The sequence below is a fragment of the Paenibacillus sp. 2TAB23 genome (assembly GCF_052115165.1).
Lineage (GTDB): Bacteria > Bacillota > Bacilli > Paenibacillales > Paenibacillaceae > Pristimantibacillus.
Window position 1 is genome coordinate 171,680 of record NZ_JBFRGD010000015.1, and the last position, 14,292, is coordinate 185,971.

The following is a 14,292-nucleotide window of genomic DNA, read 5'->3' on the forward strand; positions in this document are numbered from 1 at the left end:
ATGCGGCGCTTACATGAAACAAAATCGATTCCTTTTTGAAAAAATCCTATTTTTGTGCTAAAGTCAAAGGATAGAATGTTGAAAAGACGGAGGTCGAACTGTTGGCAAAGGTACATAAGGGGTTATCATTTTTAGAAATTTTCAAGCGGTTTATATTTATAACGATTGGATCGGTTCTAATGGGCGTAGCCTTGGAATTGTTCCTCGTACCGAACAACGTGATCGATGGCGGCATTGCCGGTATTTCAATCATGCTTGCACATTTGACGCCATTGCCCCTGGGCGTTTACTTGTTTATCGTAAACGTTCCGTTTCTCATCCTCGGATACAAGCAAATCGGCAAAACATTCGCGATCTCAACGCTATACGGCATTATCGTAATGTCGGTCACAACATCGCTCCTGCACCATGTGGATGCCTTTACGGAAGAGAAGCTGCTGGCGGTATTGTTCGGCGGGCTGATACTCGGCGCTGGAGTGGGTCTTGCCATTCGATTCGGCGGATCACTGGACGGCGTGGAAATCGTTTCGATTCTCATCTCCAAAAAGATGCGCATGCCTGTAGGACAAATTATTATGATCTTCAATGTTGTCATTTTCGTAATAGCAGGCTTTGTGTTTGAATGGGATTCGGCTATGTATTCTATGTTTACATACTATATTGCTATCAAATTGATTGACATTGTTGTAGAAGGCCTTGATGAATCCAAATCGGTTACAATTATTTCTGCGGAATACGAAGAGGTATCGCAGGCTATTATTGATCGATTGGGACGGAGCACGACACTGATCCAAGCGCGTGGCGGCTACTCAAAGGATGAGACTCAAATGATCTATTGCGTCGTCTCCCGTCTTGAGCTGGCTAAGCTCAAAGCGATTGTGCAATCCATTGATGAGAATGCGTTTATCGCCATTGAGCATGTATCCGACGTGATGGGCGGCGGATTCAGCAAAGGCAGTATCCACTAACGTTGGCCCAATAAAAAGTCCGGCTGCATCGCAAAAGCGATGCGCAGCCGGACTTTTTTGTTTAGACATCAGACTTTATATCCTTCACGCCCAGCAGGAAAAGAAGGGCAATAACCATTCCTCCTGATGAGAAATAAAACAAGATCGAGTAGCCCATTAAATCAATTAGCCCGCCCATCAGAGGAGGAGAAGCGATGGCCGCGAGCGATGAGATCAAATAATAGATGCCGGTACGCGTGCCGATGCTTTTCTCTTTCCCAAGCGAGATGATAAACGGATAGGAATTGATGTTGATCAATGCCCAGCAAATGCCCCCGGCGAGCAGCAGCAAGCGAAGGGGGAGCAGCGATTCCACGAACGAAATCGCGGCAAATATGATGATGAGGCCGATAACGCCAATGGAAATGATTCTTTTTTTGCCAAAGCGGCTTCCTAGAAGCCCGCTCGGAATAGCAGCAAGTACGAATGCGAGCGAGAAAAAGGCTAGAGAGAATGAAGACTGCCCCTCCGTAAGATTAAGATGATTTTTCCCGTATAAGGTGAACAAGGCTTCAACCCCTTGATAGGACAGAAACCAGAAAAAAATCGCTCCCAATAGAAAGAGCGTCGGACGGTTTAATTGGCTTTTAAACGATATCTTCTCTTGTTTTTCCAAAGAGGCATCAGAAATAGCGTCTCTTCTCTCTTTGATCGTCAGGAGGAGTATGCAAAGACAGATCAGCGTCAGTATGGAAGCCGTTAGGAACGGGAGGGAATGATGTTTCTCGTAGAGGATGGCCCCGCCGCCGAAAGCGAGTATGGAACCGATCCCTCCCATGAAGTTAATGACTCCGTTCGCTTGCGTGCGCTTGCTTCCAGGCGTAATGTCCGGCATCAGAGCGACAGTCGGTGAACGGTAGATGCTCATGGATAAGTTCATGAGCACCATGAAGAGCACCAATGTAAGCAAGCTGGTATGCCAAGGAATGAGCGCGCCGAATAATGCAGCAAGCGGCATGCCGATGAGCAGATAAGGCATTCGTTTGCCTAGGGAGCTCTTCGTATGGTCGCTGCGCTTGCCGATCCATGGCTGCAGAAACAGGGCAAAATAGTTGTCGATCGTCATCATGAAGCCAATGAGGAAGGTACTCGTTAGAAATTTATCCAGAAAGAACGGAACAAATGCGTTATATAGAGCCCATGTAATGCTGATGCTGAAAAAACCAAACCCGAGCAGCCATGTTTTTTTCATTCCGCTTACGCTCCTCTCCTTGCCAGCACCTCGGTTAGGCGATCAGGGAAATCGGTTATGATGCCGGCAGCGCCAGCATTAATCAGCCGTTCCATCTCTGCCGCGTCATTGACGGTGAATGGATGGTAGGCGATGCCGTGCGCGGCTGCTTCTGCTATCCATTCGGGCGTAACGGCATATTTGTAGGCATGGAGCGCTTCTGCCTTAAGCGAAGCTGCATATTCCCATGGGCGGTAAAGACCCTCCATATACAATATGCCAGTACGAATATCAGGCGCGAGCTGCTTGCAGCGCACAAGCGAATAATGGTTGAAGCTTGAGATAATGATGCGTTCTTCCATGGTGTAGGAGCGAACGAGCGCAATGACCCTTTCTTCCATTCCTTCATAGGGGAAGATGCCGTTTTTCAGTTCAATGTTGAGAATGGTTTCCGTTGGCTGCAGCAGATCAAGCAGCTGCTCCAACGTCGGAATGCGCTCCGAATGGAATGCCGGCGCGAACCAGCTCCCGGCATCGAGCGGAGCAAGCTCGTCATAATCGGTATCCTTCACGAGCTTGTTCAATCCGGCAGTGCGTGCCAAGGATTCATCATGGATGACGACTAAACGTCCGTCTTTGGTCATTTGAACGTCGGTTTCGATACCCGTTGCACCAAGGTCAAGCGCCTTCTGAAAGGCGGCAAGCGTATTCTCGGGGCAGCAGCCGCTTGCGCCGCGGTGGGCAATATTAATAGTGTTATGGATAGGAGTTCCTCCTCACTTTGTTGGACAAACCTAGGCGAAGCGGTAATAAATGAGCACGAAGGTCGCTAGTACGAAAATAAAGTTAAGCGAGACGAATACCATCTGGTCGACTACCGTGCGGTGCATGGAGACCGGCGGCTTGTAGAAGCTGGCTCCTTCAATAATAAACAGGATGAGTACGATATGGATCATGAAATGTCCCGCAAGCTCCATCATGCCAAACAGCATCGTGGTAGTGATGAAAATAAGCGTTAATACGACGGAGAGCAGACGGTTCAATATGCCCACGACAAGCAAGTAACCGACTACAAATTCTATGAAGCCTGCCATGACAATGAATACAGTAGGTTCAAAGCCGAAGGTAGGTACCTGGTGGTTGACAATAATATCTTCCGCCATAGTGGGATAGATCCATTTCTCCACCGCTACCCAGCAAAGCGAAAGCCCTGTTCCTAAGTAAAGCAAAGGGAAACCCCATCTGGACTCTTTGGTTCTCTCAAGGAGGAGCACACCGATGATAGCCAGATAGAAGCCATAATCCAGCATGTGGAATAGTCCAGCTTCTATGCCTGTATCAATGAATAACACAAGCATGGCGAGCGCGCCAATCTTCGTTGCATAATGATGGGGAATAAGAAGCAGTACAATCGCGGTCCACATGAGAATGGTTTGCCAGCCGCCCGTCAGCTCGAACTCGAGGGCGAAAAGCGTGCCGGAAGCTGCTTGGATAAGCAGTGATGCGGCCGTTCCGTATTTCAGGATGATCATGGAGTATTTTCTTAGTTTATCGAGCTCGCTGTCAATACGGGTGGATAGCTTGGATTTGGAAAGCGCCGGCAGCAGCTGGGTTAATACGGCTAGCAGCACCGCTACGAATAAAGCAAGCGTCATGAAGAAAGGAGAAAGGACGGCGGCGATCGATTCTTTCTCGGCGATGACGTCTGTAAACCATTTGACATGAGCATAATAATCCATAAGTTGTCTTTCCTCCAATTAGTCATTTTTTACAGTTGTGTTTACGAGGATCGTAGCATATTGTTTCCTACAATTAAAGCTTCTGTTCCTTAATCTTAAAACAAAATATAAAAAGTAGTTTACATACCCCTTGGGGGTATGTTATTCTATGTTCAGAAACAGATACCCCATGGAGGTATGTAGGATGAACAATAGCATTTCAGGTCAAGAGGTCCATGAGCATGCCGGTACAGCATGCCACGATCCGGCAGCACCGCGGAAGAGCCATCACTCGGAGCAGACGAAGGATAATTTAACGAAACGCCTGAATCGAATCGAAGGGCAAATTCGCGGGGTCAAGGCAATGATCGAGAAGGATACGTATTGCGACGACGTGCTGAATCAGATCGCTGCCGCGCAATCGGCATTGAACAGCGTAGGCAAGCTGCTGCTTGAAGGTCATTTGAAAAGCTGTGTTGTGGAACGCATTCAAGCGGGCGAGAGCGAAGTCATTGACGAGCTTCTGATTACGGTTAACAAATTAATGAAATAAGAGAGGGGAAATATAGGATGGCAAATGCAGTATTGAAGGTAGAGGGAATGACATGCGGACACTGTGTCAGCGCGGTAGAGAAAGCAGTAGGTCAAACGGGAGCTGTTGGCAAGGTCGATTTGGCAAGCAAGAAGGTATCTGTGGAATACGATGAAGGCAAAGTAACGATTGAAGCTGTAAAAGCAGCGATTGAGGATCAAGGCTACGACGTTGTGTAAGGCATAAGCACGTTATATGGCATGTAGAGGCTGAGTGAAGCCTCTTTTTTTTTACAAAATCATATACCCCAATAGGGTATGTTGTCAGCAGGTGATTAAGGATGAATAAACAAACGACTATACAAATAACAGGAATGACATGCGCGGCCTGCGCCAATCGAATCGAGAAAGGTCTCAACCGGATGGAAGGCGTCGAAGCAAGCGTCAATCTGGCGCTTGAGCGTGCATCCGTACATTATGATCCGCTCGTAACCGACGATGCCAAGCTGGAGCAGAAAATTGTCGACTTGGGTTATGGAACGATTAAACAAACGGATGATTCTGGTGACAGCGCGGCAGATTACAAGAAGCAAGAGATTAGAAAGCAGCAGATTCGGCTTAGCATTGCCGTGCTTCTTTCATTGCCGTTGCTATGGGCGATGGCGGGCCACTTCTCTTTAACAAGTTTCTTGCCCGTGCCGATGCTGTTTATGAATGCTTGGTTCCAGCTCGGGCTTGCTGCGCCTGTCCAGTTTATTATAGGCTGGCCTTTCTATGTAGGAGCGTACAAGGCGCTGCGAAGCGGTTCTGCCAATATGGATGTGCTCGTTGCTCTTGGAACGTCTGCAGCGTTCTTCTACAGTCTATATGAAACGCTGCAAACCTTGAACCCCAACAGTCACGGCGCCCATGAGGCAGAGCTTTATTATGAGACAAGCGCAGTGTTAATTACGCTCATTGTACTAGGGAAGCTGCTTGAGGCACTGGCGAAGGGCAGATCCTCCGAAGCGATCAAGACGCTGATGGGGCTGCAGGCGCCAATGGCCCTCGTTGTCCGGGAGGGTATTGAATACCGCATTCCGACTACGGAGGTTATCGCGGGGGATATACTGCTAGTAAAGCCAGGCGAGAAAATTCCGGTTGATGGAATAGTGCTGGATGGAGCATCGACGGTTGACGAATCGATGCTAACTGGCGAAAGCATGCCAATCGACAAGCGTCAAGGCGATGAATTAATCGGCGCGACAATTAATAAAAATGGTGCGCTGCGGATGCAAGCAACAAAGGTCGGCAAGGAGACGGCGCTTGCGCAAATCATTCGAGTCGTCGAGGATGCGCAAGGCTCGAAGGCGCCTATTCAGCGGGTAGCCGATCGGATTTCCGGTATATTCGTTCCGATTGTGACGGTATTGGCGGTCATTGCTTTTGCGGTATGGTATGTGATCATCGAGCCGGGTGATCTGGGCAATGCGCTGGAGAAAGCGATCGCGGTGCTCGTTATTGCTTGTCCATGTGCGCTGGGACTTGCGACACCGACTTCCATTATGGCCGGATCGGGCCGGGCCGCCGAGCTGGGCGTCTTATTCAAGGGCGGAGAGCATCTGGAGAGCACCCATCGGATCGACACGGTCGTTCTCGACAAGACGGGGACCGTGACAAAGGGAAAACCGGAATTAACCGATATTCGCGTGGCAGCGGGTTATGAGGAGGCGCGGCTGCTCAGCTGGGTCGGGTCCGCGGAGAAAAGCTCCGAGCATCCGGTCGCCGAGGCGCTTGTCGCAGGAATTAAGAAGCGTTCGATCGAACTGCCGGAAGCAGAGCAGTTCGAAGCGGTTCCAGGCTTCGGCATTGAGGCAGTAGTGGAGGGTGAACGGCTGCTGATCGGTACGAGAAGGCTGATGGAGAAGCACGGCGTTGACATCAAGGCTATTGAGGCAGAACAGCAGAAGCTGGAATCGGAGGGCAAGACGGTTATGCTCATCGCCGTGAATGGTGAGTATGCAGGGCTAGCCGCGGTGGCGGACACGGTGAAGGATACATCCGCAGAAGCGGTCGCCCGCATGAAGGCAATGGGGCTTGAAGTCATTATGCTGACCGGCGACAATGCTCGAACCGCGCAGGCGATTGCTAGAGAAGTAGGCATCGAGCGGGTCGTTGCCGAGGTATTGCCGGAGCAGAAAGCTAAGGCGGTACAGGAGCTGCAGGCGGAGGGCCGCAAGGTTGCGATGGTTGGCGATGGCATGAATGATGCTCCCGCATTGGTGGCAGCCGATATCGGCATGGCAATCGGCGGCGGAACCGATGTAGCGATCGAGGCTGCCGATATTACGCTGATGCGCGGCGATTTGAACAGCATAGCGGACGCGATCCGGATGAGCCGGGTTACGATGGCGAACATTAAACAAAATCTGTTCTGGGCACTGGCTTACAATGTAATCGGCATACCGATTGCTGCCGCGGGTTTTCTTGCTCCGTGGCTGGCAGGCGCAGCGATGGCATTAAGCTCGGTATCGGTTGTATTGAATGCGCTCAGGCTGCAAAGGATGAGATAAGAGATGGTGGCTAAGGAATGGATATCGGTGAACAAATATCGCAGGGGAACGACAGCTGCAGCCATTATCCTGCTGGGCTTGCTTGCGGCTGGCTGCGGAAGCGCGTCAAAGGATGAGCATTCACAGCATGCCGCAGGCAATCAAGCGAAAACAAATGATGAGCATCACAATCACTCCGCAAGCGGTGATGCAAGTACAGAGGGTAATCAGGGCGAGCATAGCGGGCATGGCGCCAGCGATGAGGAAACAACGGCTGCTGATGTACGCTTGGAATGGCGGTATTCGCCAGAGCGGCCTGAGCCGGGAGAAGAGACAAAGGTTGAATTATTCTTATACGACTCAGGCGGCAAGCCAATCGAGAAATACGATGTGAACCATGAGAAGCTGATGCACCTTATCGTCGTCAGCGAGGATATGTCAGAGTTCATGCATATCCATCCCGACTATGTTGGCAAAGGGAAATTTGAGGTAATTGCAGCTTTTCCCAAAAGCGGTACGTACAAGCTGTTTGCCGATTTCATTCCTACGGGCTCCTCGCAGTTGACTGTGACGTCAAGAATGAAAACAGCTGGCTCCAAGGAAGCGGAAATACCGGTAGTGAAGGATGAGGATCTGACCAAAATGTTGGAAGGCGTAACGGTAACGCTGGATGCGTCTACTTTTAAATCAGGAGCGGACGTTGATCTAACCTTTACACTAAGCGATGAGAAAACGAAGGAGCCGATTACCGATTTAGAGCCTTATTTGGGCGCGATTGGGCATGTCGTCATTCTGAATAAGGATCTCAGCCGTTATCTGCATGTCCATCCGACGGATGATAATGCAAGCGGGCCTACCGCCCAGTTTTCCACAAGCTTCCCCGAACCTGGCATTTATAAGATATGGGGTCAATTCCAGCGAGGCGGGAAAACCTTTATCGTTCCATTCACGGTGGAAGCCGAATAAGCGAGAAAAACATTTGTCTATAGGATAATCGAAAGAGAGAGCAGCGCCCGTCTGATCAGACGAATGCGCTGCTCTCTTGGATGTTTTATACAGCTTGCAGTCCAGCTTGATTGAGGAGATTCCATGGCTTATTATAATGCGGCTGGAAGAAGAAATCCACGAAGCTTAGTTCGTCCATCGTCATGCTGTTCTGGATGCAAACCGAGAGTGTATTGATCGACTGTGTCAGATCGATCTTCGACAGCACCTGTGCGCCGACGATTCGGCCGCTATCTGCCACGTATACGACCTTCAGCGTAAACTGCTCATAGGTAGGCATAAATTCAGGACGATAATTATCAATGATTGTGACTTTTTTCACATTCATTCCGGCAGCAATGGCAGCCACCTCTGTCATGCCAGTCGAAGCGATATTGTAATCGTAGATTTTGATGCCCGATGTGCCTTGTGTTCCGAGATAGCGCACTGTTGGCTGCATCAGATTACGAGCAACGAGCGTTCCCATACGTACCGCATTGGTAGCAAGCGGGATATAAGCATTTTGTCCGGTCGGATTATAATGAACGGCGCAGCTGTCACCGGCTGCGAATACGTCCGGCTTGCTCGTTCTCATGTAATCGTCGACGATAATGGCTCCGTTCGGAAGCATATCAACTTGACCCTTCAACAACTCGGTATTGGGACGGAATCCGATGCAAAGCACGACCAAATCGGCTTCGTATCTGCCTGCATCTGTTACGACGGTGGTCACCTGTCCGTTGGTCCCCTCGAACGAAGTAACGGTCTGGCCAGTTGCAATAGCAATACCTTTATCGACGAGTGCCGCTTCAGTCAGGTCGGTAAACTCACGGTCCAAGTATTTGTAGAGAATACGCTCCATATTGTCGATTAGAGTAACCTGCTTGCCAAGCTGCTCAAACGCTTCGACGAGCTCGATCCCGATGTAGCCTGCCCCAATGACGGCAATCCGATTGGCGGTTTTAGCTTTTTCGATAATCGTTTGCGAATGGTTGTAGTTTTTGCATAATACGATATTTTCGAGATCGATGCCTTCCATCTGCGGAATGATCGGCCACGAGCCAGTCGTTACGACTAGCTTGTCGTAGCTATCCGTGAATTCCTCCCCTGTGGCGAGGTTTCGAACTTGAATTTCTTTCGCATCCGTATCTATGGCAAGCACATCGTGGCGCATTTTCGTAATGACGCCAAGCGTAGCAAGCTGTTCGGGCGACGCGTAGAACAGCTTGCCGGCATCCTTCACGACACCGCCGACATGAAGGGCGATTCCGCACGATAGAAACGAGATATTATCATTACGTTCGTATACGGTAATGCGAGCATCTGGGTATAGCTTAGCCATTTGGGTAATCGCAGCAGTACCTGCGTGTGTGCATCCAATCACTGCAATATTCGTTGTCATATAAAACGCCTCCTATGTGTAGGTGTAAGAACGATGCTGCGTTACAGCTGTTCTTTACAACGTGAATTAATTCACAATATTCTATACAATGTGAAAACATTCACAACCTTTTCTTGCTTTTATCATATGCCTTTTTGGATAGAATGACAAGGGGTAATGATGCATTATTGCGCTTTTTGTTTAAATAGTCTGACGATTCGTCACGATTTCGCAACAAATGAGAAGCGGTGGCAGTTATGCCGTTTCTATTGTACTTTTATGCGGTATGAACGATGAGCCACAGGTATTCTCTGCCGCTTAGCAGCCTCCCATTTCCATTCTCGAATGAATTGTTTTACACTCATAAGCAAGAAAGAAACAACCGAGGAGGTCTTCCAATGTCATTAAACTATGAGGATAAACATGTACTTATTACGGGCGCCGGTGCAGGTATCGGCCGAGCGCTCGCGCTAGCTTATGCGGAGCAGGGGGCCCTGCCCATACTCGCGGATCGAGATGAAGACGGGCTCGAAAAAACCGGACTGCTGCTGGAGGAAGCGGGTTATCATTCTTTATCTATACAGGCGGATATGAGCAAGCCCGAGGAAATTGCGAGATTGCTGAAGGACGTGGAGACACTAGTAGGCAGATTGGACATCCTTATTAATAATGCCGGCTTTGGCATATGGAAATCTCCTTACGAGCTGGATATCGAGGAGTGGGACAGCGTTGTGAATACGAATCTGCGAGGGACATTTGTATGCTCGCGGGAAGCAGCGAAGCTCATGCGGACTACTGGAGGTGGAGCGATAGTCAACATTTCCTCCACGCGGGCTATGATGTCAGAGCCGAATTCGGAAGCCTACGCCGCTTCAAAGGGAGGCATATTGTCGCTTACGCATGCAATGGCTGTATCACTGGGCCCTGACCGGATCACTGTTAACGCAATTTGCCCCGGCTGGATTGAAACCGGTGATTACAGCAAGCTGCGCGAGGAGGATCATACACAGCACCCGTCTCAGCGTGTAGGCAGGCCGGAGGATGTTGCGCGCGCATGTCTGTATTTGACCGATCCGCATAATGACTTCGTAACAGGTACGCATATAACGATCGACGGCGGATTGACGCGTAAAATGATATACGAGGAATAGTGGTCTGCCCAAATATATCTAAAAGGACAATTCTCAGACATTGGATATGGAGAAGCCTTCCTGCGGAGCAAAACGGGCGGTTCAAATCGTAGATATAACGTGAGAGGAACTCTAACCCCATATCACTGGAGAAACAGCTCTATGAGATGGAGAAGGGGATAGCAGCAGGCCATTAGCTGCAAAAATGGCCTGCTGCATCCTATCGAATCAGCTCACGCGGACAAGCTTCCAGCGCTGCGCGCCGTTGTTCAAGTCATCCCATATTTGAACATTGCTTCCATTTACAGTGCCGGCACCCGCGACATCGAGTACTTTATTGCTATTCGTATCGATAAGCTTGAAATAGCCGCTGCCGGCATCTATAAGCTTCCAATGCTGATTAGGCGTGGCGGCATAGTCCCATATTTGAACATTCGATCCATTCCCAGTCCCCCAGCCGTTTACCTCAAGCGTTCGGCCGCTATTCGTATTAATCAGCTTGTATGCCCCTCCGTTTACATGTGTTATTTGCCACAGCTGGTTAGCTTGGCTCGCCCCCTCTGTCCAGATCTGAACGTTCGATCCGTTTGCCGTTCCCCAGCCGTCAACCTCAAGCGCTTTGCCGCTGTTTGTATTCACAAGCTTATACACGCCTCCGGATACAATTCCGTTATAACTATCATTTCTGTAAAATTCAACCCGGTCAATATCGGCCCACTGGCTTGCAAGCGTATTCGATGCAAAAAAACCGATCGTTGCTTGTCCGTTCGTAACCGCAATATTAGTGAGCGTTACCGGCGTCCAAGCTCCGGTAACCGGACATGCTGCTTGCCGAATGGTGCCACCGTAATCCTTGGCTTCCATGACGCATGCGTTCTGCCCTCCGCTGCTGCGCATGAAGGCACGCATCGTGTAATTGCCGTTATCGAGTCCGCTGACAGTTTGACCAACATAGGCTGTAGCAGGGCCGCTTGTTCCAGCAAGCCCGATAAAATGATTGCCATCCGCAGCAGGAACGCCAACCCCGTCATTGGTTCCGTGCGCTTTGATGCGTGCGGGATAGTCATCGCCAAACGTGGTCCAACCGCTTACGTTCGCGGTCTCAAAGCTGCCATTCGTCACCAAATTGGCATTGGACGGCGTAATCGCGTGACCAAAGCGGACATAGACGCCGCTGCTCGGATAATTGGAGCTGGTTGCGGCCACTACATGCGTAGCGTCTATCGGCAGCAATGCGTTCCAATTGGAGTTTTTTGTGTCGCTCACGGGGAAAATATTAGTTCGGAATTGCCAGGAAGCACCGTTATCCGCACTGATCATCGTATACATGGAAGAGTAGGCATCGCCCGTGTTTATGCTGTCGTTATCGGTTTGGAAAGACGCAAGCAGCCGTCCGTCTCCTAGCTTGACGACAAAAGGGGCTCCAGCTTTTTTGCCGGCTTTCGAGGGAATATAAAGTGTTTGCCGAGGAACGTTCCAATTATAGCCGTCGGAAGAAATCTTATATTTGATGACAAAAGGATGGCCAGATACGTCAGTGGCCTCGAATACAAGCATATATTTGCCGTTTGCCATCTGGCTAATGACGGGCATGCCGTCCCTAGACCCGGCTGCAACTCCGTCGCTTACGACAATTTCCGCGCCCCAGCCGTTTCCGGTCCAGGTTTTCATAATCAGCTTTTGCAATCCCGTCGTACCGGCGGTAACAGGGCCATCGTCTGCATAATAGACTGCAATTGTATTGCCAATCATTTGAAGATGCGGCTCCCATAAGCCTTTGAAGGAGTTCGCCGTAGTGGCGCCTATCTGGCCGTTGGCGAGATCGGACCAAGTGGTGCCGCCATCGGTGCTTGTTCTCGTTTTTAGGTAGGTGCTGTAGGTGCTGCCGGATTGGACCACAAGGCGGTAAGAGAGCCATATCTCGCCATTTGCGAGCTGGAGCATCTGTCCGTTGCCGACATCGCCGCTCGAATCAGCGGCTGCTTGAATGGCGGGAGACCAGCTATGTCCGCCGTCTTTGCTGCGGGAGATCATGATTCTTGTACGGCCGCCGCCTGAATTGGTATCAAATGAAGCGAGAATGTCATTATTGCTTAGCTTAAGCAAGCGCGGATACCACACGCCTCCATTCGATGGGGTGAATACGGTTGCCGTGTTGGCAGGCCAAGCGAGCCCGGGTGCTGCAAATACCTGAAAGCCGGATAAGAGAGTCGTAAGCACAAGTAAAAGGGTTGTCAGCATTGCAGTACATCTAAGCTTTTTGGATAAGAACATGTAAAATCATCTCCTCTTCTCAAAATGTAAGCGCTTCAAATGGAATTATAGGGTAAATTTTTGATGAAATATATACTAAATTTATTATATTACGTATATGAATTTCTTTTGGTACTAGATTATTGGAGCGGAAAAGGGGGGAGATGAACAAAAGGAAAGGAGAATGAAGTCATAATTCCAAAAAAACAAAAGAATAAAGCGAATCAAACTAATTTTTATACTAAATATAGTATTTAAAATTATAACAATATAATTTAGAATAAACTCATCAAGAAAGCGCTTACTAAATTATGACATTGAATTAGGCTGATTACGGTGAGCTTGGAAACGAAGTGTCATTTGCGAATTCTTGATAGTCAGAATGGATGGTTAAGCAGCGTAATCAAAAGGGAGGCGTAAAACGAAATGAAGAAAAAAATGACGGCAAGGCTCGGTCTTATTATGATCTTATGTTTGGGAATGCTGCTATCGGCTTGTTCATCGGGCACAAATGGAAGCGGTTCCAATACAAACGGCGATACAGGCAATAAAGGCGAAGGAGCGTCGAATGCACCGCAGGAGCAGGTGAAGATTTCGTTTATGGGTCACGGGAGCCCGCAGGAGAAGGACATCTTCACAAAGCTAATTAAATCCTACGAAACGAAATATCCGAACGTTAAGGCTATGACGGGAAACAGGTTGGACAAGGAGATTTGTATGGCTTGCCGAAGGATGTAGGCCCATGGGCAATGGCTTACAACAAGACGATGTTCGAGGAAGCAGGGGTTGAGCTGCCGCCTGCCGAGGTGGGCAAGTGGACGTGGGACAACTGGCTCGAAGCGGCAAAGAAGCTGACGAAGGATGAGAATAGCGACGGCAAGGTAGACATTTACGGCGGAGCGAACTTTACGCTYGAAGGCGCRGTATGGGCAAGCGGGGGATCGTTCATCGATTACGCGAGCGGCAAAGTYACGATYGACACGCCTGAGTTCGCGAAAGCGATGCAGTGGGTAGCCGATCTTCGATTGAAGCACAACGTGACGCCGTCGCCGGAGGACGAGAAGGCGATGAACGCATACTCGCGCTTTGTAGCCGGCAAGGTAGGGATGTTCCCGATGGGCCCGTGGGATCAGCCGGGATTCTGGGATTTGCCGTTCGAATGGGACATCGCGGCATGGCCGGTCAACCCGGAGACAGGCAAAGCGGGAACATGGGTCGGTTCGATGGGTTATTCGGTATCAAGCAAGTCGAAGCATGCGCAGGAAGCGTTCAATCTAGCGGCATTCCTGGCGCTGGATGCGGAAGGGCAGAAGCAGAATTACGAGCTGGGTCAAGCGGTGCCGAACCTGATCGATATGGCGAAGGGTGAGTTTGTGGCCTATGACAAAGCGCCGGCTAACCGGAAGGTATTTCTGGATATTATCGAAGACTACGGTCATGAGCCGATTKAGTTCGGGTCGAAGGACACGAAATGGATCGATACGATGTGGCAGGAGGCAGGCAAGGTTTGGGAAGGGAAAATGACGGCAGCGGACTGGGCGAAGGAGCTGCAGCCGAAGCTTCAGGAGCTGTACGACAAAGGGAAT

At 49.8% G+C, this 14,292-nt stretch carries 13 protein-coding genes; 8 read left to right on the forward strand and 5 right to left on the reverse strand.

Annotated elements, in window-relative coordinates; genetic code table 11:
- Window positions 1-101 precede the first annotated feature (101 nt).
- Entirely contained in the window at window positions 102-968 is an 867-nt protein-coding gene (locus AB4Z29_RS21055) for a YitT family protein (protein ID WP_441944956.1), read from the forward strand.
- A gap of 61 nt (window positions 969-1,029) precedes the next feature.
- Here the strand turns inward: AB4Z29_RS21055 and AB4Z29_RS21060 are convergent, their stop codons facing one another.
- From AB4Z29_RS21060 to AB4Z29_RS21070, 3 genes are read right to left on the reverse strand one after another with little or no spacing between them, the layout of a single operon-like run.
- Window positions 1,030-2,199: an SLC45 family MFS transporter gene (locus AB4Z29_RS21060; RefSeq protein WP_441944957.1), complete on the reverse strand. Its 1,170-nt coding sequence runs from the start codon at window positions 2,197-2,199 to the stop codon at window positions 1,030-1,032.
- A gap of 5 nt (window positions 2,200-2,204) precedes the next feature.
- The gene (locus tag AB4Z29_RS21065) at window positions 2,205-2,942 is read right to left on the reverse strand and encodes a glycerophosphodiester phosphodiesterase (RefSeq protein ID WP_441944973.1); all 738 of its coding nucleotides are present in this window, start codon (window positions 2,940-2,942) and stop codon (window positions 2,205-2,207) included.
- A 30-nt stretch (window positions 2,943-2,972) separates the two neighbouring features.
- Window positions 2,973-3,917 carry a DoxX family membrane protein gene (locus AB4Z29_RS21070; protein WP_441944958.1) on the reverse strand — a complete coding sequence of 315 codons (945 nt, stop codon included), beginning with the start codon at window positions 3,915-3,917 and terminating at the stop codon, window positions 2,973-2,975.
- A 184-nt stretch (window positions 3,918-4,101) separates the two neighbouring features.
- On the opposite strand from AB4Z29_RS21070, the gene AB4Z29_RS21075 reads away from it, so the two are divergent.
- The 4 genes from AB4Z29_RS21075 (at window position 4,102) to AB4Z29_RS21090 (ending at window position 7,924) form a co-directional block, all read left to right on the forward strand.
- On the forward strand, window positions 4,102-4,449 hold the full coding sequence (locus AB4Z29_RS21075; protein ID WP_183569486.1) for a metal-sensitive transcriptional regulator: 348 nt from the start codon (window positions 4,102-4,104) through the stop codon (window positions 4,447-4,449).
- Between the two features lie 17 nt (window positions 4,450-4,466).
- Window positions 4,467-4,667, forward strand: a complete 201-nt coding sequence (locus AB4Z29_RS21080; RefSeq protein ID WP_183569488.1) for a copper ion binding protein — start codon at window positions 4,467-4,469, stop codon at window positions 4,665-4,667.
- Between the two features lie 101 nt (window positions 4,668-4,768).
- Entirely contained in the window at window positions 4,769-6,979 is a 2,211-nt protein-coding gene (locus tag AB4Z29_RS21085; protein WP_441944959.1) for a heavy metal translocating P-type ATPase, read from the forward strand.
- 3 nt (window positions 6,980-6,982) lie between these two features.
- Window positions 6,983-7,924 (forward strand): hypothetical protein, encoded by a 942-nt coding sequence (locus AB4Z29_RS21090; RefSeq protein ID WP_441944960.1) that lies wholly within the window; start codon window positions 6,983-6,985, stop codon window positions 7,922-7,924.
- An 85-nt stretch (window positions 7,925-8,009) separates the two neighbouring features.
- Here AB4Z29_RS21090 and AB4Z29_RS21095 read toward each other — a convergent pair whose 3' ends face one another.
- Complete coding sequence (locus tag AB4Z29_RS21095) at window positions 8,010-9,344, reverse strand: FAD-dependent oxidoreductase (RefSeq protein ID WP_441944961.1); 1,335 nt, start codon at window positions 9,342-9,344, stop codon at window positions 8,010-8,012.
- Window positions 9,345-9,721: 377 nt separating this feature from the next.
- Between AB4Z29_RS21095 and AB4Z29_RS21100 the strand changes: the two genes are divergently transcribed.
- A complete protein-coding gene (locus AB4Z29_RS21100) occupies window positions 9,722-10,474 on the forward strand; it encodes an SDR family NAD(P)-dependent oxidoreductase (RefSeq protein WP_441944962.1) in 753 nt (250 codons plus the stop codon).
- Window positions 10,475-10,681: 207 nt separating this feature from the next.
- Here AB4Z29_RS21100 and AB4Z29_RS21105 read toward each other — a convergent pair whose 3' ends face one another.
- Window positions 10,682-12,727 carry an RICIN domain-containing protein gene (locus AB4Z29_RS21105; protein WP_441944963.1) on the reverse strand — a complete coding sequence of 682 codons (2,046 nt, stop codon included), beginning with the start codon at window positions 12,725-12,727 and terminating at the stop codon, window positions 10,682-10,684.
- Window positions 12,728-13,132: 405 nt separating this feature from the next.
- On the opposite strand from AB4Z29_RS21105, the gene AB4Z29_RS21110 reads away from it, so the two are divergent.
- Both AB4Z29_RS21110 and AB4Z29_RS21115 read left to right on the forward strand, forming a co-directional pair.
- Entirely contained in the window at window positions 13,133-13,444 is a 312-nt protein-coding gene (locus tag AB4Z29_RS21110) for a hypothetical protein (RefSeq protein WP_441944964.1), read from the forward strand.
- Window positions 13,429-14,292: extracellular solute-binding protein (locus AB4Z29_RS21115; RefSeq protein ID WP_441944965.1), on the forward strand; the 864-nt coding region annotated here is incomplete at its 3' end. The genes AB4Z29_RS21110 and AB4Z29_RS21115, both read left to right, overlap by 16 nt.